Raw genomic sequence first — 21,091 nt, forward strand, 5'->3', positions numbered from 1 at the left:
TAACTTTAGCTTAGAAACCGTACTCAAGACCAACGCGAGTTACGATATCTGTATCAGCGTCGCCAACAGTACGACCCGCTACACGTAGGTAAGGTACGAAACCGTTGTGAACTGCCATTAGCTGACCAGAGATAGTGTTGCTATCTGAGTTAGCATCTTTCTTACCATTTGTTTCAGATTCAAGGTTAGCTGCGTAACCCAGTTTGAAACCAATAGGGCCATTCCAGTATTGACCAATGATTGAGTAAGAATCTTGCGTTACTTTACGACTGTTGTTGTCTAGCTCTTCGCCTTTGTAAGCTGCTGCAATACCGAAACCTGCTGGTAAGCTAGCTTCAAAACCGACAATGTATGCGAATGTATCATCTTTGATTTCTGCAGTTGCAGCTACAGGGTCTGAAGCACCTGTCTCGGGATTAAATTCAAATCCAGCTTCCGCACCAGGAGTTACACGAGTACCAGATTCAACAGCACCCATCAAAGTCACTTTTTCGAAGCTGTACTTAGCGCTTGCGCCAGCGAAGCTCGCATCACGTGTCGCATTACCACCGCCATTGTTATCGTCGTCACGACCTACAGAAGCAGCAAAAGAGAAACCACCAAATTTAGCTGAATCGTAACGTACTTGGTTAGATTGACGATCGTAGTGACCGTTGATGCCGCCCCAATCGAATACAGAACCTAGACCAGGGTTAGAGAATGGCCAATCGACGATTTCGTATAGTGGCGTAAGAACACGACCCACACGTAAGTTACCCCAAGAGCCCGAAGCGCCAACAAACGTATCACGGAAACCAAGCACACCGCCTGAAACACCGCCGTGAGACCAGTCTGTGCTATCTACGTAGCCAGATTCGATCTGCATTGTGATTGTAACGTCTTCAAACATATCTTTATGAGCACGGAAGCCGATACGAGATTCATTCTCGACAACGAACCCCTTGCTATTGTTGTTGTTGTCAGTTGTGTTGTAGTTAACCATTGAGATAGCTGCAACACCGTATACGTCAACGTTGAAATCAGAGTTGATACCAACTTCTTTCGCCATTACGCCTGTCGATAAAAGCGCAACCGTTGCACCTAGTAGAGTACGTTTGAAAATTTTGTTTTCCATGGAATAAAACTCCTAAAAATGGATATAGCTGTTTGAATATTTCCCGCCTAAAGTTGGCCGCCGTAGAGAGAAATACCTTTTCTTGTTTGAGAACCCTAAAATCTGAATTCTCTATTTCCTTTCTGGTTATGCACATCATGTGCATCCATGGCATTAAGACTAACTTCGCCCTCAAAAAGATCAATGAGAACTTAATTTTCATCTAAAAAAATATGAGTTGGTGCAAATTTAGTAGGTACTTAGTGATCCAGATCGACAAATTGTAAAGATCATAACCGAAAGCAATAAAATAAATTAATATCAATAACTTACACCGAATGCACTCTTAAAAAAATAGAAGTGACTCGCATTTTCAATACAACTATAACGGCATTTCATTAATATTGAGCAGCGTCACTGTCCTGATTTTAGAGTTCGTATAGGAACAAAATTCTCAACAATTAAAAAGACATCATTTTTATATCAGAAACAAAAAAGGCACTCCCTTGAAAGGAGTGCCTTTGAGCTTTTTTTATCTGTATTTACTTACGAAATAAGGGCAATTAGATCTTCTTCCGTTCTTATTTCGATACCTAAATCTTGTGCTTTAGTCAGTTTAGAACCAGCGGCTTCACCAGCAAATAAGATATCCGTTTTCTTAGACACGCTACCGGTTACTTTTGCACCTAAAGCCTGCAAAGCGGCTTTCGCTTCACTGCGTCCTAATTTAGACAGTGAGCCCGTCAACACAACCACTTTACCTTCTAACGGCAGCTCTTGGTCATCCGCAACAGCTTCGATTGCAGGCCAGTTAACACCAAGCTCTAGCAACTGCTCGACTACGGCTCTGTTTTTCTCCTGCGAGAAGAAGCTCGTGAGGTGACTTGCGACGATGTCACCAATATCTGACACTTCAACCAGCTGTTCATGGGTTGCTGCTTGAACCAACTCCAGCGTCTTAAAGTGTTGAGCTAAGTTCATAGCCGTCGCTTCGCCCACTTCTCGAATCCCTAGAGAATAAAGAAAACGCGCTAATGTCGTGTCTTTGGCTTTATTAAGCGCACTCACTACATTCTGTGCCGATTTAGGCCCCATACGGTCAAGAACCGTAATAACGCCCGCACTTAACTTAAATAGATCGGCTGGAGTTTCTACCATTTCACGGTCTACAAGCTGCTCGATCACTTTTACGCCAAGACCATCAACATCCAGCGCCTTTCTAGACACAAAGTGCTTAAGCGCTTCTTTACGCTGTGCCTGACAGACTAAGCCACCAGTACAACGCGCTACAGCCTCTCCCTCAACGCGCTCTACTGCAGAGTTACATACTGGGCAAGCATCAGGGAATACAATGTCTCTAGCGCTATCAGGGCGGCGATCTTGCACAACAGCTACAATCTGTGGAATAACATCACCAGCACGACGAATGATTACGCTATCTCCGACCTTCACACCTAAACGAGCAATCTCATCAGCGTTGTGCAACGTGGCATTACTTACCGTCACACCACCAACAAAGATAGGTTCTAGTTTAGCCACCGGCGTAATTGCGCCTGTACGACCCACCTGAAACTCAACATCGTTAAGTAATGTAATCTCTTCTTGAGCGGGAAATTTGTATGCAATCGCCCAACGAGGTGCTCGTGCGACAAAGCCGAGAGTTTCTTGTGCGGCAATGTCATCAACCTTAATCACCACCCCATCAATTTCGTAAGCGAGAGCATCACGACGAGTCATGATATCTTGGTAATAGGCTTTCACGTCTTCAAGAGAGCTCAGTTGCTTAGTCTCGGGACACATAGGTAAGCCCCAGCCTTTCAACTGCAAGAAACGTTGATAGTGGCTATTTGAAAGCTCAGCGCCCTCTACAACACCGACACTGTATGCGTAGAAAGCCAAGGGACGTTTAGCTGTAATACGAGAATCTAGCTGACGTAAACTGCCTGCGGCGGCATTACGTGGGTTCACAAAGACCTTCTCGCCTTTCTTCAATGCCAGCTCATTCAATTTGTCGAAGCCCGCTTTTGGCATAAACACTTCGCCACGTACTTCGATACGTTCTGGCCAGCCTTCACCTTGTAATTTAAGCGGAATCGAGCTGATCGTACGCACGTTTTCAGTAATATTTTCGCCAGTAGCGCCATCACCACGCGTCGCTGCCTGTACTAAGGTGCCGTTTACATAGAGTAGGCTTACCGCTAAGCCATCAAGCTTAGGCTCACAACAGAAGGTCTTTAGGTTCGCAGTTGGCGCTCGATCAGACATGCGCTTATTAAACGCATCTAAATCGTCATCAGAGAATGCATTGTCCAGAGAAAGCATTGGGATTTCATGAGCCACTTGCGTAAACCCATCTAAAGGCTGCCCACCGACACGTTGGCTTGGCGAATCCACCGTCACAAGCTCAGGGTTCTCTTCTTCGATTTTTAGCAACTGTTGCATTAATCGATCGTACTCAACATCAGGAACCTCGGGGCTATCTTCTACGTAATAACGAACGGCATGATAGTGCAGAGTTTCTCTTAACTGCTCTAAGGTAACTTGAATCGATTCTTTCATATCATTCTCTGTCGTGATTGAAATATCAAAAAGGGCTCCCTTAGGAGCCCTTTTCTGTAAATATAGATTATTTACAAGGCTAAACAATACGGCTAGGCATTCGTAGCGGTCATAAAATCTCTGATTTGTTTACGGTAGTCAGACAAGCGATTAGGTGTCATTAAGTTACGTGACTCGTCCAAAACGTTTCCGCCCATATCATCAGCAATTTTCTGTGCTGCACTTAGCATTACATTGAAGTTCTGATCAGCTTGACCATAACAAGGCAGCGTCATGAAGAACGAAATACCTTTCGTTGTAAAATCAGCAGGATCATCATGTTCTAGAGTTCCCGGCTGCATCATGTTCGCAATACTAAAAATAACTTTTGGCTCATCGCTAGATTGTGCAAAGCAGTGGTAGATAGACATCTCACCATAAGTTAAGCCGTTGTTCTCCATGCTACGGAAAAGTTCAGTACCCACAAACGGGATCTCTCCAGCACAGTGAACATTGAGAACAATAACTTCTAGGCCAAGCTCTTCATCTAGCTCAGTTTCTTCTTTAGGCGCGGTGCTTTGTGAAGCAACGACTTCTTTCTCAACGTCTACTTGAGCAACAAGCGGTTCACTTGGCGTCAGTGCTTTGTTAGGAGCTAGCGGCTCAGTAACGGTATCAGTAGTTTCTTCAAACGAACCATACTGCTCTTTAAAGCCAGCATGGTTTTCTTTTTGTTCGTCAGTCAATTCAAAGTTTGGAACCTCAGGCTCGACAACTTCTTCGATCTCTTCTGGCTCACTTTCGATCTGAACTGGCTCTTCTTTTACACTGAAAGAAGGAAGATCATTCAATTCGATGTCGTCTTCGATAACTTCTTTCGTTTGTGGCGCAGTAAGTGGATCTGAGTCAATCAGCGGATCAGTCTCAGATGGTGAGACTGCAAAATCCGGCTCTTTACGCTCTTTTCGGATTATCTCAAAATCATCTTCTGGGGCGAATGAACGGTTTGGGATCGTTTCTGCTTCATCTAAGCTGTCGTTATCAAGCTTACCAAGCGGCTTATCTCCAAACTTTGCTTTCCCTTCTTTTTTACTCGTCCATAGACCATGGAACAATAATGCGGCGATAGCTAATGCGCCAACAATAATGAGTACAAATCGCAATTCCTGCATTTTTCGCTCTCAGCTTTCTTAGTCGACTAGCTATAAACACGCTGTCACTAAGTTGGGTTAATTTGGCTAATCTCACTACTCTATCAAAAGTAGCCACTGTTTTAGAACAACTTAATACAATTAGTTCCTTACATGGTGTGATTTTCACCACGCTTTTTTTCTTAATTTCGGTCTAGTACACTAGGGATGTTTGCTATTTAACCAAATTCACATGTGACCTAATTTTAATATGACTATTGAATCTGTTCCCCGCTCAGGCTTTGGCTATTTTATTTTCGGAATAAAAATCGCTTTGTCGCCGAGCATTCGTAAGTTTGTTTTACTTCCACTAATCGCTAACGTGTTACTCGTTGGTGGTGCTTTGTTTTATATCTTTTCCAACCTCAACACTTGGATTGAAGGATGGATTGGTGCATTGCCAAGCTTCTTGTCGTGGTTGTCATACATTTTATGGCCGCTACTTGTCATAACCGTCTTGGCCACGTTTTCGTATTTCTTTAGCACGCTCGCTAACTTCATTGCTGCGCCGTTCAATGGATTACTCGCAGAAAAGGTAGAAGAGCTGCTTAGTGGCAAAAAAGTCAATGACGATGGTTTACTTGATGTCCTCAAAGATACGCCACGTATATTAGCGAGAGAATGGCGCAAACTTGTCTACGTTCTGCCAAAAGCGATCGGTTTATTCCTACTTTTGTTAATTCCAGCACTCGGACAAACCGTTGCACCGTTTTTATGGTTCATCTTCACCGCATGGATGCTCGCTATCCAGTACGCTGATTACCCATTTGATAACCATAAAATCAAATTCGATGATATGAGAAACATTTTGAAACAAAAACAAGGTAAGACCTACAGCTTCGGCGCGCTTGTTTCTGTGTTTACGACAATTCCAATTTTAAACCTGATCGTAGTGCCTGTTGCGGTTTGTGGTGCCACAGCCATGTGGGTTGTTGAATTCAAAGAACAAGCATTACACTCTCGTCGATAAACGCCCCCACTTACCTGTCCGCGCCTATCTTTTGAAAATTCAATGACCAGTAAAGATAGGCGTGAACTCTGCTACATATCTATATGATATAACTTTTTAATCCTTTTACCTTTTTTTCAAGTTGTTTAATCTAAATTCAAGCTGAACAAACATCGAAAGACACTAGACGGTAAAGTGATTGATATACTACGTTTAGTTCTGTCATTAAATGAAGGAATATCGCATGAGCAAGATCTACGAAGACAACACCCTAACGATTGGTAACACACCGCTAGTCCGCCTTAACAAAGTAAGCAAGGGTAACGTCCTAGCTAAGATCGAAGCTCGTAACCCAAGCTTCAGTGTTAAGTGTCGTATCGGTTCAAACATGATCTGGGAAGCAGAAAAAGCAGGTACTCTTAAACCAGGTATCGAGCTTGTTGAACCTACCAGTGGTAATACAGGTGTTGCTCTTGCATTCGTAGCAGCCGCTCGCGGTTACAAGCTAACGCTAACGATGCCTGAGTCAATGAGCCTAGAGCGTCGTAAGTTGCTTAAAGCACTAGGTGCAAACTTAGTACTGACTGAAGCACCAAAAGGCATGAACGGCGCGATAGCTAAAGCAGAAGAAATTGTCGCTTCAGATCCAGAAAAGTATCTGCTGCTTCAGCAATTCAACAACCCAGCTAACCCACAAATTCACGAGAAGACAACTGGCCCCGAAATTTGGGAAGCAACAGATGGCGAAATCGATGTGTTTGTCGCTGGCGTAGGTACCGGTGGTACGCTTACTGGTACAAGCCGTTACATTAAGGGCGAGAAAGGTAAAGCGATCACTTCTGTAGCGGTTGAACCAGCAGAGTCTCCAGTGATTGCACAAGCGCTTGCTGGCGAAGAAATCAAACCAGCTCCGCACAAAATCCAAGGTATTGGTGCAGGCTTTATCCCTGGAAACCTAGATTTAGACCTTATCGACCGTGTAGAGCCAGTAACTTCTGAAGAAGCGATTGAGATGGCTCAACGCCTGATGAAAGAGGAAGGCATTCTAGCGGGCATCTCATCTGGCGCAGCAGTAGTAGCGGCGAACAGAATCGCGGAACTGCCTGAATTTGAAGGAAAAACCATTGTCACTGTGCTACCAAGCTCTGGCGAACGTTACCTAAGTACAGCCCTATTTGCAGGCATCTTTACGGAGAAAGAGAACCAACAATAATATGTGGTCAAATCAATTTTTCGTCCAAAAAAGCCCCGTTTAGGGGCTTTTTTGTTGATCCCTGCCCCACCTTTGGTAATATCGGGTCTGTTTTATTTTTAGCTTCAAAATAAAAGAAGCAATAAACAAATTCTGAAAGTCATGAGTACTCAACAAAAGACGACCATGGCTGGATAAAAATTTATAACCAGTCTAAGTTCTAACACGAACATAGCGTACTAGCCTCTAGCGAACTTACGTTAAAGCAGTTAAGCTGAACTGGTTACAAACTTACAAAAAATAAATTAATTGGGGTATATCAAATGTACGAGAAGCAAGTAGAAATCACAGCAGAAAACGGCCTTCACACACGTCCAGCTGCACAGTTCGTTAAAGAAGCAAAATCTTTCGATGCTGACATCACAGTGACTTCTAACGGCAAAAGCGCTAGCGCGAAAAGCCTGTTCAAGCTACAAACTTTAGGCCTAGTAAAAGGTACTAACGTTACTATTTCAGCTGAAGGCCCTCAAGCTCAGCAAGCAGTAGACCACCTAGTTGCTCTTATGGATCAACTACACTAATACGGTCTCCTTCTTTCAAAGCCATTTTGCACAGCAAAGTGGCTTTGTTCGAAATAGATAGCAATAAGCGCGACATTTAGTCGACGACTTAAAGTCACACATTCTCCCGTTTACAGTTGAACAACTAAGGTAAGGCTATGATTTCAGGCATCCTAGCATCTCCTGGTATTGCTTTCGGTAAAGCACTACTACTTCAAGAAGATGAAATTGTCCTAAACACTCAATCTATCTCAGACGATCAAGTTGAAACAGAAGTTCAGCGTTTTTTTGACGCTCGTAACAAATCTTCTCAACAACTTGAAGTTGTAAAGCAAAAAGCACTTGAAACTTTTGGCGAAGAAAAAGAAGCAATCTTTGAAGGCCATATCATGCTGCTTGAAGATGAAGAGCTAGAAGAAGAGATTTTAGCACTCATCAAGAAAGACAAAATGCACGCAGACAACGCGATCTACACAGTGATCGAAGAGCAAGCTGTTGCACTTGAGTCACTTGATGATGAGTACCTAAAAGAACGTGCGACTGATATCCGTGATATCGGCACTCGCTTCGTTAAAAATGCACTAGGCATTAACATTGTGTCTCTAGCAGATATCAATGAACAAGTTATCCTAGTTGCTTACGACCTAACGCCATCTGAAACTGCACAAATCAACCTAGACTACGTTCTTGGTTTCGCTTGTGACATCGGCGGTCGTACATCTCATACTTCAATCATGGCACGTTCACTTGAGCTTCCAGCTATCGTTGGTACTAACGATATCACTAAGCAAGTTAAGAACGGCGACATGCTTGTGCTAGACGCGATGAACAACAAGATCATCATCAACCCTTCTGACGCTGAATTAGCAGAAGCTAAGAAAATCAAATCTGATTTTGAAGCAGAAGCGGCTGAACTAGCAAAACTTAAAGACCTACCAGCTATCACGCTTGATAACCATCAAGTAGAAGTTTGCGGCAACATCGGTACAGTTAAAGACTGTGACGGTATCCTGCGCAACGGTGGCGAAGGTGTTGGTCTGTACCGTACTGAATTCCTATTCATGGACCGTACAGCACTTCCTACTGAAGAAGAGCAATACGTTGCTTACAAAGAAGTAGCTGAAGCAATGCACGGTGAGTCAGTGATTATCCGTACAATGGATATCGGTGGCGATAAAGATCTTCCATACATGGATCTTCCACAAGAAATGAACCCGTTCCTAGGCTGGCGTGCAGTACGTATCAGCTTGGATCGCCGTGAAATCTTACGTGACCAACTACGCGGCATTCTTCGTGCATCTGCACACGGTAAGCTACGTATCATGTTCCCAATGATCATTTCTATTGAAGAGATCCGTGAACTGAAAAAAGCAATCGAAGAGTACAAAGTTGAACTTCGCGCTGAAGGTCATGCTTTCGATGAAGACATCGAAATTGGCGTAATGGTTGAGACTCCAGCAGCTGCTGCAATCGCACACCACCTTGCTAAAGAAGTGGCTTTCTTCTCTATCGGTACTAACGATCTAACGCAATACACTCTTGCAGTTGACCGTGGTAACGAGATGATTTCTCACCTTTACAACCCACTATCTCCAGCGGTTCTTCTTGTAATCAAGCAAGTAATCGATGCTTCTCATAAAGAAGGCAAGTGGACAGGTATGTGTGGCGAGCTAGCAGGCGATGAGCGTGCAACTCTACTTCTTCTTGGTATGGGTCTAGATGAGTTCTCTATGAGCGGTATCTCTATCCCTAAAGTTAAGAAAGTAATCCGTAACTCTAACTTCGCAGAAGTTAAAGCTATGGCTGACGAAGCGCTATCTCTACCTACAGCTGCAGAAATTGAAGCTTGCGTAGAAAAATTCATCGCTGAGAAAACTCAGTAATCACCAAGAGCTTAATAAAGTTAGACGGCTAAAAATAGTCGTCTAATTTGTTAGATTGGTATAGTATATTCTACAGAATAAAACTAAACGTTAGGAGCATGACACAATGGGTCTGTTTGACAAACTGAAAAAGCTTGTATCTGATGACAGCGCTGATGCTGGTGCAATCGAAATCATCGCACCTCTTTCTGGTGAAATCGTAAACATCGAAGACGTGCCAGATGTAGTTTTCGCTGAAAAAATCGTTGGTGACGGCATCGCTATCAAACCAGCTGGCGATAAAATGGTAGCTCCAGTTAACGGTACTATCGGTAAGATCTTCGAAACTAACCACGCATTCTCTATTGAGTCTGACGACGGTGTTGAGCTTTTCGTTCACTTCGGTATCGATACTGTTGAACTTAAAGGCGAAGGCTTCACTCGTGTAGCTGAAGAAGGTCAATCTGTTAAAGCTGGTGACACTATCATCACTTTCGACCTAGCGCTTCTAGAAGAGAAAGCGAAATCTACGCTTACTCCAGTTGTTATCTCTAACATGGACGAAATCAAGGAGCTGAACAAGCTTTCTGGTTCTGTAACTGTTGGCGAAACTCCAGTTCTTAAAGTAACTAAGTAATTTCGATTACTTATCTGCTTTAATTAAAACGCTACCTAAGGGTGGCGTTTTTTGTGCCTGCTATATTTGTTCAATACCTCAGATAGGCATTACTGACTATCACACCGAAACCCTTCTCCTAGCTCCCTCAACCAATGAAAACTACACTGACCGTTTATCTCCTGCTATCCGACCTAGTTTTTTACTAAACGTTGTTAAGCGCTATTCAAGGCATTTCGCCTATACATCAAATTACACTTGTGAATTTTAACAAACAGAGATCTCTGATATCTCGTTCTACTCGATTCTGAGATACGACTAAAGACTTCGATTCAGGTAAACAATGGATCAATACCGCCCTATAGTCGTCACTCCCTACAGTGAGGAACGAGCGTGATAGGGAATCTCACTTTTGCTTCTGTTTACCCGCACAGCACTTTTCCAAATATATCTTAGCTAAATAACAGGCAATAAAAAACCCAGCCGAAGCTGGGTCTGTTTAGCGCTCATCTCTCACCACGAGCTAATTTGTGGAAGCCTAACGTTAACGTTTATGATCAACAGCGCTTATACCCAACTTGGCAACGTGGCCTTTCAATCGATTAACCTAGTAGGCTAAGTGCCGAGTTCGGAGCTTGCTTCGCTTGAGCAAGGATCGAGCTTGAAGCTTGAGAAAGGATCTGAGACTTAGTCATCTGAGTCGTTTCTTTCGCGAAATCGGTATCTTTAATACGGCTCTTAGATGCGTTAACGTTCTCGTTAATGTTGTCTAAGTTGCTGATAGCGTGGTCGAAACGGTTTTGGAAAGCACCCAGTTCAGCACGGTGGCTGTCTACGTACTTAAGTGCCGCATCGATAACTGCTACAGATTCTTGTGCGCCGCCAACTGATGTTACGTCGATAGTATCAACCGTTACGTCTTTGCCAGGTTGCATACCTAGTTCGCCAGCAAGGCTGCCAGAGAATGCCACTTCGCCTTCAACTTTGTTGTTACCAGTAAACATTTGTAGCTTACCGTCTTCAGTTACAGACGCTTTAACAGAGTCTTGTTGACCGTTGATGTACGTTGCTAGCTCTTCAATGTCGTCGCCCGCTTTCGCAGACACATCGATTTCTTGTGCTTGACCGAAGTTATCAGTGAACGACATTTTTAGGTCGTTTGCGCCAGCTTGAACATTCCAGTCTTTATCTTTCGCGTTCTCAGTTTGGTAGCTTTTACCACCCATCTGAGCGTTATCAGAGCGCATGTCTTTCAGTTGAAGCATTACCGCTTCACCGTTGTCCGCACCGATTTGGAATGATTTAGTACCGTGAGTACCGTTAAGCAGCTTGTTGCCACCAAAAGACGTGGTTTCCGCGATACGGTTCAGTTCGTCGTTCAGAGCTGTTACTTCTTCTTGAATCGCTACACGCTCAGATTTTGAGTTTGAGCCGTTTGAAGATTGTAGAGACAAATCACGCATACGTTGCAGGATGTTTGTTGTCTCGTTCATTGCACCTTCAGCAGTTTGTGCAATAGAGATACCGTCGTTCGCGTTACGTACAGCAACATCAAGACCACGACTCTGAACGTTCAAACGGTTCGAGATTTGTAGGCCCGCAGCGTCATCTTTCGCGCTGTTGATTTTAGAGCCTGAAGCTAGACGCTCCATTGATGTTTGTTGTGCGCTGTTTGCGTTGTTTAGGTAACGTTGTGCTGTCATCGCTGAAACGTTGGTATTTACATTCACTGCCATGGTGACTTCTCCAATTGATTTTCCGGTATAGCGGTTTCCGACGTCTCGGAAAACCAAGTAGTTATCTCTAAGTTACTATTAATAACGGCGTGAATGCTGAAACCTTTAGGAAAAAAACAACAAAATTAAAGAAATAGCGATAAAGAAGAAGAAAGCGTGACTGGCCGTAAAATTATCAAAAAAAGATGAGAAAAGCGCTAAAGTTGTCGAGATGTCAGTCGAGCGAGAAGTTGTATTTTTATTAACCAAAGGGCTTTAGTTAAGCTGAACTACCTTTATAAGATTTGAGATAATTTATTAACCGAGCAAGGTTAAAGCAAGATTCGGCGCTTGCTTTGCTTGAGCCAGTATTGTGGTGCTCACTTGCTGCAATATTTGCTGCTTGAGCATTTGAGTGGTCTCTTTGGCGTAATCGGTATCTTTGATTCGGCTGTTGGATGTCGCCAAGTTCTCATGAACATTTTCGAGATTATTAATCGCATGATCAAAGCGGTTTTGCATTGCGCCGAGTTCGGAGCGATGACTATCCACGTACTTCATCGCCGTATCTAAAATAGAAACTGCACGCTGCGCGCCACCCACATCGGTCACATTGATGTCATCGACTGATTCGTAATAACCCGCCGACATCGAAAGCTCACTGGCTAACGAACCTGAGAAAGAGATCGTGCCTGCCGTGTCTTCACCAGACATATAGATCTGAAGCTGTCCTTCATCATTAACTGAAGCCGAGACCAGATCCGTTTGGCCATTAATATAGGTCGCCAACTCTTCAATATCATCGCCCGCTTTCGCGTTAATGGTGATCTCTTGTGGCTGACCAAAACGGTCGGTAAACGACATCGTCATATCATTCTGGTTGGATTCGACTTCCCACGAGTCACTTGCCATGCCATTGGCGACATAGCTAAAACCACCCATATTGATGTCATCGGTTCGCATGTTTTTCAAACCTATCTGCACAGCTTCACCAGAACTGCCACCGATTTGAAATGACGTGCTACCAAAACTACCGTTAAGAAGTTTTTTACCGCCAAATGAGGTGGTTTCAGCAATTCGATTCAACTCATCATTTAGAGCTGTCACTTCTTCTTGAATAGCCGTCCTTTCCGACTGGCTATTCGAACCATTACTCGCTTGTAGTGACAAATCTCGCATGCGTTGCATGATATTGGTGGTTTCATTCATCGCCCCTTCTGCTGTCTGCATAATGGAGATTCCATCGTTAGCGTTTCGAACCGCGACATCAATGCCGCTCATCTGCGCTTCTAATCGATTCGAAATTTGTAAGCCAGCCGCATCGTCTTTTGCACTATTAATACGACTCCCTGAAGCCAAGCGCTCCAAAGATTGGTTCAGCATGTTATTGGCATTAGAGAGGTTTCTCTGGGCCACCAGCGCTGAGACATTTGTATTAACAGTTATAGCCATAGACCTTCACTTACAAAAAGATGAATAAAACTCACGATTGCTCTTATATCGACCAATTCATATAAAGCTTTAATAAAAAAGGAGCCCTGAGGGCTCCCTTTGTTTATTCTTTTTTAGACGATTTACTTAACCGTTAATGCACTCAACATGTCAGTCGACGGGGCAAAGTAATAAGCGCCTGTCACCGCTTTAGTAAAACGAAGCAGTTGGTCTGTTTTACCATCTGTCACGCCGTACATACTCTCTAGCATCGCATCAAAATTATGACGAACGTTACAGTAAGCAATGAACAATAGGCCGTGGTCGCCCGTTGCTGTGCCGTAAGGTAGGCTGTGACGAACAATTTTAAGGCCCTTGCCTTCTTCTTTAATATCCACACGACCAACGTGAGAAGCCGCGGGAACATCGTCTAGCTCAATTGAATCGGGCTTAGTACGACCAACGACTTTCTCTTGTGCCGATACATTCAATCGATTCCAAGCAGGTAGGTTGTGTACAAAACGTTGCACCATCACATAGCTACCACCCGAAAATTCACCTTCAGGCACAATCGCTACTTCAGCGCGCTGTTCGTCTTTCGGGTTTTCAGTGCCATCAACGAAGTCGGTCATGTCACGTGAATCTAGGAAGCGGTAACCGTAGGTTTCGTCAACTACTTCAACGTCCGCAGCTACTTCAGATAGCAATTTACGTAGGATGAAAAAGTGCAGATCGTGTCGATTTGAATGACAGTGAATCAGAACATCAGACAATGTGCTCGGTGCAGTGACATCACCTTTCCCAAGCGCAGGGAAATCAATGAGGTCAGACGGAGCAGCTTGCTCGAACTTATCCCAAAAAGCCTTTGAGAACGCAACTGACGCCGTTAAGTTCGCATCTGGTTGAGTTTGGTTGAGCTCTTCGATTAGCGCAGGAATCTTTTGAATTTCCGCTAATACGTTAGCAGCGTTAGCATTCACTTTTAGTTGAACGTAAAGAGCGAAAGGCCCTGCTTCTGGCAAGATAGCACTTTGAACGTTAGGCTGCTCATTTGAGACATTAAGCATAGATTATTCCTTCCAGTTTTAGCTTCTAAGTATAATTGTGAATGGGACAAATGTTTTGATGAGAATCAGTCTTCGAGCTCAACCACTTTAAAGCAATCCCTAGCGGCATGACTATTGGTTAGAAAAAGCGCTAACCATAGGAGCAATAACAGGGTGATGCCATTTGACCAACGGAACCATCCATTATCCAGATAGATTAAATAAATGGTATGAGACCCCTGTGCCAAGATAGCCACCATGGTGACCCAACGCCCACAAGATACGACTTTATTGAGGCGCTTTCTCTCTGGTGTTCTGAGTCCAAACAACCACATGAGTAACAAGATCGGAATACTCAATGCAATCCCAACATAAAACATTTGATGATCTGGATAGATGATTTCGAGGATATCAGTGCCCGACTCTCGGCTTGCACCTGCAACAATGAAAACGACCAGAGCTTTCGCCAGAAATAGCCAACCTAACCATAATAGGATTGGGGCTTTTAAAAAGCCGTGCTTGTCGTATTGTTCTATGGAGTACCGCACAAATCTCACTTTCACTTATTTTCAAACCAACACTTTAACGCAAATCATTCATACTTAACTAGGTTTGCGTTATCTTATTGGTTAATCCGTTTTAATTATCGAACTCAGTATGAAAAAGAAAACTAATACACCATCTGTTGAATCACAACAAGAAGCACTGAAGATAGCCAAAGCGACACAAAAGCCAGCTCAAACCAAAGAACAAACCAAGTTGATTGCTCAAGGTATCGAGAAAGGCATCGCACTCTATAAAAAGCAGCAGAAAGAACGTGGCCGCCAAGCCGATAAAGCTAAAAAACGCGTACAGAAAGAGAAGCAGACTCTGCAAGCGAACCAAGACCAAGACCAAGAACAGAATGTCGAATCGAACAAAGAAACAACATCAAATCACGCCAGTAAATTGCCGTGGTTGTTATTGTTCGCAAGCTGGATAGGCTTCGCGATTTATTTGATGAAATAACAGGATAAGCGTATGAAAAAGGAATTAATCGCTTTGGCTATGAGTAGCGTGCTACTTGGTTGCACGACACCGACATCAATGCCTCATAGCGAAGCTGACAACGTGCAAATGGATTTCCACGGCCTTATCAATATTGCGCAGTGCGAGTATAAAGGGGAAGTCACTGGCAGCGAGGGCCATTGGTATAGTTACCTGTTTTACCCAAACGACACCTTGATTCAGGGCGCCATGAATGAGCTCAAGTCAAATACGATTGAGCTAGGTGCAGATACCGTGATATTTACACTCCCCCAAGACTTTTCCACTTCCGTGACTATGTTGGGCACTGCCTATCTGTGTAATTAGGGAGGGACATAATTAGGTAGCTCGGTGCTCAAATGAGCAAGATGCTACCACTTCGATTTCTACTTCTACTTCTACTTCTACTTCGACTGCAAAAAAAGAAAGCCAGCTTTCGCTGGCTTATGCACTAAATCCAAGGCTTGTTGCTATATCGCCTTTACGTTGGATAACCCATTGACTGTCAAATGGACCCCAGTCGGATAACTGGTAATAGCCATCATTATGACGTCGCCCATCTTGAACAAACATAAGTTCGATACCGATCCCCGGTAACGCCTTGAGTACATCTTGAATAGTACGACGAGGCCAACCCGTTTTTTCGATGAGTTTAGGCACATTTGGCCTATCAAGGCTTTCCACTAACAATGCTAAATATAGCCGCCTTGCAAAAACAGGACTCAACTCCATTGACACCTCCTATATATGTGCAACTCAATTATTTCTTTTTTCGCTGACAACATGTTGAGGTTGATCAATAAGTCTCCAATAGTGACATTTTCTTACTGTTTTTTTTCACTCTATGAAATATTCCTCACTCTATTTTGTCTGAATTGCAGCTTCCTGATAGGATTCAACTCATAACAACGAAATAAAATCACCCAAAGGAAGAACAATGACTATCACTATGTTTGGCATTCCGAACTGCGACACCATTAAAAAAGCAAAGAAATGGCTCGAAGCTGAAGGGATCAAGTTCGAATTTCACGATTATCGCAAACAAGGCATCACTGAAGAGTTGGTTACGACCTTCTGTTCAGAACTTGGCTGGGAACTTGTATTGAACAAACGTGGTACGACTTATCGCCAACTTTCACAAGAACAGAAAGATACATTAACGGAAGACAAAGCCGTGACTCTGCTTGTTGAGCAACCAGCAATGATTAAGCGACCAATACTAAAAGTAGACGGTAAGCTTCATATCGGATTTAAAGCCGACCAATACGCAGCTATTTTTGCTTAGAGCACTGTATTTAGATAGACAACTGGACGTTGTTCTCGGAATCAGCGTCCTAAAAATTAATGACTAGACGTTTTATTTAAACAAGGAATTCAAGGATGACAGATAGCCCAACTTTGGCTCTGGCAAAAGACCTCATTAGCCGTCAATCGGTAACACCAGAAGATGCAGGTTGCCAAGACCTGATGATTGAACGCTTAAAAGCACTCGGTTTTGAAATCGAAGTGATGGTATTTGAAGATACGACGAACTTTTGGGCTCGCCGTGGTACAGAGGCGCCTCTGTTTGCCTTTGCTGGCCACACTGATGTTGTACCTGCAGGCCCAATTGAGCAATGGAACACTAAACCATTCGAACCGACTATCGTAGATGGTTTCCTGCACGGTCGCGGCGCGGCAGATATGAAAGGTTCTCTGGCTTCAATGATTGTTGCTGTCGAGCAGTTCATTGCTAAACACCCGGACCACAGCGGCTCAATCGGTTTCCTTATCACGTCAGATGAAGAAGGTCCTTTCATCAACGGTACGGTACGTGTTGTTGAAGCACTGATGGCTCGTGGCGAGAACATCGACATGTGTATTGTGGGTGAACCATCAAGTACTGAGTACGTCGGTGATGTCGTGAAAAACGGCCGTCGTGGTTCTATCACTGGTGACCTAACAGTTAAAGGCACACAAGGTCATGTTGCTTACCCTCACCTAGCGAACAACCCGGTACACAGCTCTCTGCTTGCGATCAATGAACTGGCTACTACCGAGTGGGATAAAGGTAATGACTACTTCCCACCAACAAGCTTCCAGATCCCAAATGTAAGTGCGGGCACAGGCGCATCAAACGTGATTCCTGGTGAGTTTAATGTTCAGTTTAACCTTCGTTTTAGCACAGAGTTAAACAACGACATCATCGTTGAGAGAGTCACAAATACACTCGACAAATACGATTTCGAATACGATTTGAAATGGACATTCAATGGCGACCCGTTCTTAACAGACGCAGGCTCACTGCTTGATGCTATTGTTGATGCCGTTGGCCACGTTAATGACGTAAAACCAGCACTACTGACTACAGGTGGTACATCTGACGGGCGCTTTATTGCGCGCATGAAAGGGCAAGTCGTAGAGCTAGGTCCGGTTAATGCCACCATTCACAAGGTTAACGAATGCGTGAAAGTGGCTGACTTAGAGAAGCTAACCGACATGTATGAGAGAACATTAGTGAACCTGTTCGCTAAATAGTTCTTTCATCAGCGATTGATAGCTTCTAATTATTGAGAGACGCGTTATGACACCAGAGCAGCTTACCGGGCAATCAGATTCTCATCTGGAACCTAACCTGATTGGCACCAAGACATTCTTGGTTCACAGTAATGTCAAAGATGACCTAAACAGTTTGATTGAAGCTGCTCAACTCGCTGGCTTTAAAATGGAGATTGCCAGTGGCTTTCGCGACTATGAAAGGCAATCTCTGATTTGGAACCGTAAGTTTTCTGGTGAAGCACCAATATTAGACTCAGAAAGCCAACCACTTGATGCTTCAAGACTCAGTGAACAGCAAAAGTTGTCAGCGATACTGAGGTGGTCTGCACTGCCTGGGGCGAGTCGTCACCATTGGGGTTGTGACTTTGATGTCTTTGCTCGTAATCACTTGCCTGAAGGCACACAGCTGCAACTGGAACCATGGGAATACCTTACTGGCCACCAGCAAGCGTTTTACCAATGGCTTGTTGCCAATGCATCTCAATTTGGGTTCTTCTTTCCGTACAGTCAAGACCTCGGCGGTGTGGCGATAGAACCTTGGCATATCAGCCATCGAAAAGTATCGGAGTTGTGTTTATCACAGTTATCTCCCTCTTTACTTGGCAAGCAACTCCAATCTAAGCCAATATTAGGGTATGAGATTATTATGGAGCAGCTAGACGAGATCTATGCGCGCTTCGTGGCGAATATCAGTCATTAGGAGCGCTTATGTTGGAGTGGCTTACAAACCCTTGGGTTATCATCATCATCGTGGTTAGCGTTGTGGTGGGTAATATTGCTGCGCTCAAACAGACCGCCAATATGGATCTGACTGGTCGTAACAAAACAGAGAAAGACTTAGACAAGCTCAATCAATTGGATAAACAGAACCAAGATAAAGCTCAAAAAGATGAGTCTACGGACAACAAAGACGCTTAATTTTGTAGCTCTAAGGAGCCAATCTAATTTGCTAATAATCCGCTGACGACTAATCAACGAATACAAAAAAGAGGACACAATGTGTCCTCTTTTTTATTGGCTTTAGCTAACCACAAGGCTGATATGACTAACTCTGTGGTTTTTCAGCTATGCTCACTCAGTTTACTTACTCTGCATCAGCTTCTTTGTCATCTTTGGTTTGGTCAGCAACATGTGCTAATACCGGTACCATAGACTTAAGTAACGCTTCTTCTACTGGTTTACCTGATGCATCCGTTACGTTAATTGACGTACGGTTACCAAGATCACCAAACAAGAAGGTGTAAGTGCCTGGAGCCAAATCAATGGGTTGTAGGCCAATTGTTTCCCAGAATTCATCATCTGGTGCAGCATACTTAGCTTTTACAGTACCTTGAGACTGGTTACGCTCTTCAAGCTCAAAGCCCATCGTCGGTAGCAAGGTAGGCAAACGCTGCCACAATACATTGTATGGAGTACGAGCAATGATCACAGGGAAGCCACTGCGGTCAGCACCCATTGAGATTGGAATGCGTTTAACCAACTCTTGTGCTTTCAACGCCGCTTCAGCACGAAGGTTTTCATCGTACTTAGCCATCACTAGGTTCGTTAAGAACGCGTTGTAACGCTCCTTATTGGTTGCCGATACCGGCTTCTCTTCAGAGCCTTCACGCCAATCGATAAGGTTGATTTTGAAGCCATGGCGGTTGTTCGCTTGGAAACGAGAGATAGAGTAGCGACTGCCGATCTCTACTTCTTCATCTTCAGAAACCCAAGTAACCCAATCGGTCTCAATATCGTTTTCTGACTGTTCACGAATACCAATGCCACGTTGTGCCAGCATATCTACAGCCGTTTGCCACACGCGGTCTGCTTCTTCAGCACGAAGAAGCCATAGTGTCACTTCACCATTCTGACGCTCAGATCGAGCTCCTGGGATCAGCTCAAGAACCTGTTGCGGCGGACGAATATCCACTTCACGGCCTGTACCACCACTGAACTCACCGTTTGGGATGTCAAAATTGGGATAGAACTGAGGTTGAGCATCTTCAGGCAGCTGCCATTGTGAAAACTCAGGTGTTTCTAAGTATTCGAAATCATCTTTGGCTTGGCGACGTTGAGTCGGGCTGCCAGAACATGCTGTAAGAACGAAAACAGCCAGTGATCCAATCACTAGCTGGTGAGAATACTTCATTTATACTCCTAAATGCCGAAGGTTCACTTCGGCATCACTTCATACATTTTTAGTAAATACACGCTTCAGTCATTGCTTGAGCAACAACGGGTTGAGCTGGCTTTGACAATTCAGTCAACGGTAGACGTAAGCCACCTTCAGCAATCAGACCCATTTTATGAACCGCCCATTTTACGGGAATAGGGTTGGACTCAACGAACAAATTCTTATGTAGAGGCATCAAACGCTCATTGATCGCTTCTGCTTCTTCAAACTTGCCTTCTTTCGCTAACTTGAACATGGTTGCCATATCAGCGGCTGCAACATTGTTTGTTACAGAGATCACGCCATCGCCACCACGCTTAACAAATTCTAGACCTGTTAAGTCATCACCACTTAGTAAGATAAAATCTTCGCCACAAAGTTCACGGTGAATTGCAATTCTGTCGAGATCACCCGTCGCATCTTTAAGTGCAACGATGTTTTCGATCTCAGCAAGGCGAGCAACCGTTTCAGGTAACAAGTCTACAGCAGTACGACCCGGTACATTGTATAGGATTTGTGGAACGTCACTGACTTCAGCAATCGCTTTGTAGTGTTGGTACAAACCTTCTTGAGTCGGTTTGTTGTAGTAAGGCGTTACGCTCAGGCAACCAGCAATACCAGAACCATTCAGCAAACGGCTGAATAGAACAGATTCGTGAGTTGCATTTGCACCTGTACCAGCGATAACGGGAATACGACCATCAGCAAATTCAACGATCTTATTGACGACTTTGACATGCTCTTCAATAGTGAGTGTTGAAGACTCACCTGTTGTGCCAACCGCAACCAGACCATCACTACCTGCAGCAACATGGTGCTCAACTAACTTTTTAAGGCTGTCGAAATCCACTTCACCATCTGTATTAAATGGCGTAACTAGCGCAACGATACTTCCTGAAAACATGTCTATCTCCCTTAATTTATTCTTTTTGCATGTTACTGTAAGCCAATCAATAAACACAAGACATTAAAGTGGCTTACCGGCAACATCTGCATTAAATATTGTCGTATGTTTGAGGTAAAACGACTTCTAAAGGCGTTCTACCGAGAATTTGGATAACCTGCGCTCAATCTAGCGGATAGCACAGCACTGGATGTCAGTAACAAGTAAGCTGTGCTCTCACCGCTCAATCTCATTTTTTAACGCTCTCAATATTCTTATCATTGGTTGTATGTTAGA

General features: G+C 43.9%; 21 protein-coding genes. 11 read left to right on the forward strand and 10 right to left on the reverse strand.

The annotated features are described in order from the left end of the window. Positions 1-10 precede the first annotated feature (10 nt). From DUN60_RS10130 to zipA, 3 genes are all read right to left on the reverse strand, one after another. Entirely contained in the window at positions 11-1,114 is a 1,104-nt protein-coding gene (locus DUN60_RS10130) for a porin (protein WP_114633874.1), read from the reverse strand. Between the two features lie 525 nt (positions 1,115-1,639). After that, positions 1,640-3,652 (reverse strand): NAD-dependent DNA ligase LigA, encoded by a 2,013-nt coding sequence (gene ligA, locus DUN60_RS10140; RefSeq protein ID WP_114633875.1) that lies wholly within the window; start codon positions 3,650-3,652, stop codon positions 1,640-1,642. Positions 3,653-3,744: 92 nt separating this feature from the next. Then, positions 3,745-4,803, reverse strand: a complete 1,059-nt coding sequence (gene zipA, locus DUN60_RS10145) for a cell division protein ZipA (RefSeq protein ID WP_114633876.1) — start codon at positions 4,801-4,803, stop codon at positions 3,745-3,747. A gap of 229 nt (positions 4,804-5,032) precedes the next feature. Here zipA and cysZ point away from each other — a divergent pair, with 229 nt between their 5' ends. The 5 genes from cysZ (at position 5,033) to crr (ending at position 10,021) form a co-directional block, all read left to right on the forward strand. Further along, positions 5,033-5,791 (forward strand): sulfate transporter CysZ, encoded by a 759-nt coding sequence (cysZ, locus tag DUN60_RS10150; protein WP_054547627.1) that lies wholly within the window; start codon positions 5,033-5,035, stop codon positions 5,789-5,791. A 223-nt stretch (positions 5,792-6,014) separates the two neighbouring features. Further along, positions 6,015-6,983 carry a cysteine synthase A gene (cysK, locus tag DUN60_RS10155; protein WP_010436636.1) on the forward strand — a complete coding sequence of 323 codons (969 nt, stop codon included), beginning with the start codon at positions 6,015-6,017 and terminating at the stop codon, positions 6,981-6,983. 302 nt (positions 6,984-7,285) lie between these two features. Beyond that, entirely contained in the window at positions 7,286-7,543 is a 258-nt protein-coding gene (locus DUN60_RS10160) for an HPr family phosphocarrier protein (RefSeq protein WP_004734263.1), read from the forward strand. 137 nt (positions 7,544-7,680) lie between these two features. Beyond that, entirely contained in the window at positions 7,681-9,405 is a 1,725-nt protein-coding gene (gene ptsI / locus DUN60_RS10165; RefSeq protein WP_114633877.1) for a phosphoenolpyruvate-protein phosphotransferase PtsI, read from the forward strand. 106 nt (positions 9,406-9,511) lie between these two features. Next, the gene (gene crr / locus DUN60_RS10170) at positions 9,512-10,021 is read left to right on the forward strand and encodes a PTS glucose transporter subunit IIA (protein ID WP_004737851.1); all 510 of its coding nucleotides are present in this window, start codon (positions 9,512-9,514) and stop codon (positions 10,019-10,021) included. Between the two features lie 581 nt (positions 10,022-10,602). Here the strand turns inward: crr and DUN60_RS10175 are convergent. The 4 genes from DUN60_RS10175 to DUN60_RS10190 all read right to left on the reverse strand — a co-directional run bounded on the left by DUN60_RS10175 (position 10,603) and on the right by DUN60_RS10190 (position 14,740). Further along, a complete protein-coding gene (locus DUN60_RS10175; protein WP_004736189.1) occupies positions 10,603-11,736 on the reverse strand; it encodes a flagellin in 1,134 nt (377 codons plus the stop codon). A 297-nt stretch (positions 11,737-12,033) separates the two neighbouring features. Further along, positions 12,034-13,167, reverse strand: coding sequence for a flagellin (locus tag DUN60_RS10180; RefSeq protein WP_114633878.1), 1,134 nt, complete (start codon positions 13,165-13,167; stop codon positions 12,034-12,036). A gap of 122 nt (positions 13,168-13,289) precedes the next feature. Next, the gene (locus DUN60_RS10185) at positions 13,290-14,213 is read right to left on the reverse strand and encodes a Dyp-type peroxidase (RefSeq protein ID WP_114633879.1); all 924 of its coding nucleotides are present in this window, start codon (positions 14,211-14,213) and stop codon (positions 13,290-13,292) included. A 65-nt stretch (positions 14,214-14,278) separates the two neighbouring features. Then, positions 14,279-14,740: a DUF2919 domain-containing protein gene (locus DUN60_RS10190; RefSeq protein ID WP_114633880.1), complete on the reverse strand. Its 462-nt coding sequence runs from the start codon at positions 14,738-14,740 to the stop codon at positions 14,279-14,281. 109 nt (positions 14,741-14,849) lie between these two features. On the opposite strand from DUN60_RS10190, the gene DUN60_RS10195 reads away from it, so the two are divergent. Then, positions 14,850-15,200: a DUF2956 domain-containing protein gene (locus DUN60_RS10195; RefSeq protein ID WP_114633881.1), complete on the forward strand. Its 351-nt coding sequence runs from the start codon at positions 14,850-14,852 to the stop codon at positions 15,198-15,200. Between the two features lie 12 nt (positions 15,201-15,212). Further along, on the forward strand, positions 15,213-15,545 hold the full coding sequence (locus tag DUN60_RS10200) for a DUF4156 domain-containing protein (RefSeq protein WP_054547623.1): 333 nt from the start codon (positions 15,213-15,215) through the stop codon (positions 15,543-15,545). A gap of 117 nt (positions 15,546-15,662) precedes the next feature. On the opposite strand, the gene DUN60_RS10205 is transcribed toward DUN60_RS10200, so the two are convergent. Then, entirely contained in the window at positions 15,663-15,950 is a 288-nt protein-coding gene (locus tag DUN60_RS10205) for a winged helix-turn-helix domain-containing protein (protein ID WP_004734273.1), read from the reverse strand. A gap of 205 nt (positions 15,951-16,155) precedes the next feature. On the opposite strand from DUN60_RS10205, the gene DUN60_RS10210 reads away from it, so the two are divergent. From DUN60_RS10210 to DUN60_RS10225, 4 genes are all read left to right on the forward strand, one after another. After that, a complete protein-coding gene (locus DUN60_RS10210; protein ID WP_017079437.1) occupies positions 16,156-16,503 on the forward strand; it encodes an ArsC family reductase in 348 nt (115 codons plus the stop codon). A 95-nt stretch (positions 16,504-16,598) separates the two neighbouring features. Beyond that, a complete protein-coding gene (gene dapE / locus DUN60_RS10215; protein WP_114633882.1) occupies positions 16,599-17,735 on the forward strand; it encodes a succinyl-diaminopimelate desuccinylase in 1,137 nt (378 codons plus the stop codon). A gap of 46 nt (positions 17,736-17,781) precedes the next feature. Beyond that, entirely contained in the window at positions 17,782-18,456 is a 675-nt protein-coding gene (locus tag DUN60_RS10220) for a M15 family metallopeptidase (protein WP_114633883.1), read from the forward strand. Positions 18,457-18,464: 8 nt separating this feature from the next. Further along, positions 18,465-18,674, forward strand: coding sequence for a DUF2897 family protein (locus DUN60_RS10225; protein WP_114633884.1), 210 nt, complete (start codon positions 18,465-18,467; stop codon positions 18,672-18,674). A gap of 166 nt (positions 18,675-18,840) precedes the next feature. Here the strand turns inward: DUN60_RS10225 and bamC are convergent, their stop codons facing one another. Beyond that, on the reverse strand, positions 18,841-19,887 hold the full coding sequence (gene bamC, locus DUN60_RS10230) for an outer membrane protein assembly factor BamC (protein WP_065205018.1): 1,047 nt from the start codon (positions 19,885-19,887) through the stop codon (positions 18,841-18,843). Positions 19,888-19,936: 49 nt separating this feature from the next. Next, positions 19,937-20,815 carry a 4-hydroxy-tetrahydrodipicolinate synthase gene (gene dapA / locus DUN60_RS10235; protein WP_004734279.1) on the reverse strand — a complete coding sequence of 293 codons (879 nt, stop codon included), beginning with the start codon at positions 20,813-20,815 and terminating at the stop codon, positions 19,937-19,939. Positions 20,816-21,091: the final 276 nt, after the last annotated feature.

Source organism: Vibrio splendidus (genome assembly GCF_003345295.1).
Classification (GTDB): Bacteria; Pseudomonadota; Gammaproteobacteria; order Enterobacterales; family Vibrionaceae; genus Vibrio; species Vibrio splendidus_K.

What these genes read in the sequence shown, in the direction of transcription:
- DUN60_RS10130 (WP_114633874.1), bottom strand. Translation starts at nt 1,114, where the DNA reads ATGGAAAACAAAATTTTCAAACGTACTCTACTAGGTGCAACGGTTGCG.
- ligA (WP_114633875.1), bottom strand. Translation starts at nt 3,652, where the DNA reads ATGAAAGAATCGATTCAAGTTACCTTAGAGCAGTTAAGAGAAACTCTG.
- zipA (WP_114633876.1), bottom strand. Translation starts at nt 4,803, where the DNA reads ATGCAGGAATTGCGATTTGTACTCATTATTGTTGGCGCATTAGCTATC.
- cysZ (WP_054547627.1), top strand. Translation starts at nt 5,033, where the DNA reads ATGACTATTGAATCTGTTCCCCGCTCAGGCTTTGGCTATTTTATTTTC.
- cysK (WP_010436636.1), top strand. Translation starts at nt 6,015, where the DNA reads ATGAGCAAGATCTACGAAGACAACACCCTAACGATTGGTAACACACCG.
- DUN60_RS10160 (WP_004734263.1), top strand. Translation starts at nt 7,286, where the DNA reads ATGTACGAGAAGCAAGTAGAAATCACAGCAGAAAACGGCCTTCACACA.
- ptsI (WP_114633877.1), top strand. Translation starts at nt 7,681, where the DNA reads ATGATTTCAGGCATCCTAGCATCTCCTGGTATTGCTTTCGGTAAAGCA.
- crr (WP_004737851.1), top strand. Translation starts at nt 9,512, where the DNA reads ATGGGTCTGTTTGACAAACTGAAAAAGCTTGTATCTGATGACAGCGCT.
- DUN60_RS10175 (WP_004736189.1), bottom strand. Translation starts at nt 11,736, where the DNA reads ATGGCAGTGAATGTAAATACCAACGTTTCAGCGATGACAGCACAACGT.
- DUN60_RS10180 (WP_114633878.1), bottom strand. Translation starts at nt 13,167, where the DNA reads ATGGCTATAACTGTTAATACAAATGTCTCAGCGCTGGTGGCCCAGAGA.
- DUN60_RS10185 (WP_114633879.1), bottom strand. Translation starts at nt 14,213, where the DNA reads ATGCTTAATGTCTCAAATGAGCAGCCTAACGTTCAAAGTGCTATCTTG.
- DUN60_RS10195 (WP_114633881.1), top strand. Translation starts at nt 14,850, where the DNA reads ATGAAAAAGAAAACTAATACACCATCTGTTGAATCACAACAAGAAGCA.
- DUN60_RS10200 (WP_054547623.1), top strand. Translation starts at nt 15,213, where the DNA reads ATGAAAAAGGAATTAATCGCTTTGGCTATGAGTAGCGTGCTACTTGGT.
- DUN60_RS10205 (WP_004734273.1), bottom strand. Translation starts at nt 15,950, where the DNA reads ATGGAGTTGAGTCCTGTTTTTGCAAGGCGGCTATATTTAGCATTGTTA.
- DUN60_RS10210 (WP_017079437.1), top strand. Translation starts at nt 16,156, where the DNA reads ATGACTATCACTATGTTTGGCATTCCGAACTGCGACACCATTAAAAAA.
- dapE (WP_114633882.1), top strand. Translation starts at nt 16,599, where the DNA reads ATGACAGATAGCCCAACTTTGGCTCTGGCAAAAGACCTCATTAGCCGT.
- DUN60_RS10220 (WP_114633883.1), top strand. Translation starts at nt 17,782, where the DNA reads ATGACACCAGAGCAGCTTACCGGGCAATCAGATTCTCATCTGGAACCT.
- DUN60_RS10225 (WP_114633884.1), top strand. Translation starts at nt 18,465, where the DNA reads ATGTTGGAGTGGCTTACAAACCCTTGGGTTATCATCATCATCGTGGTT.
- bamC (WP_065205018.1), bottom strand. Translation starts at nt 19,887, where the DNA reads ATGAAGTATTCTCACCAGCTAGTGATTGGATCACTGGCTGTTTTCGTT.
- dapA (WP_004734279.1), bottom strand. Translation starts at nt 20,815, where the DNA reads ATGTTTTCAGGAAGTATCGTTGCGCTAGTTACGCCATTTAATACAGAT.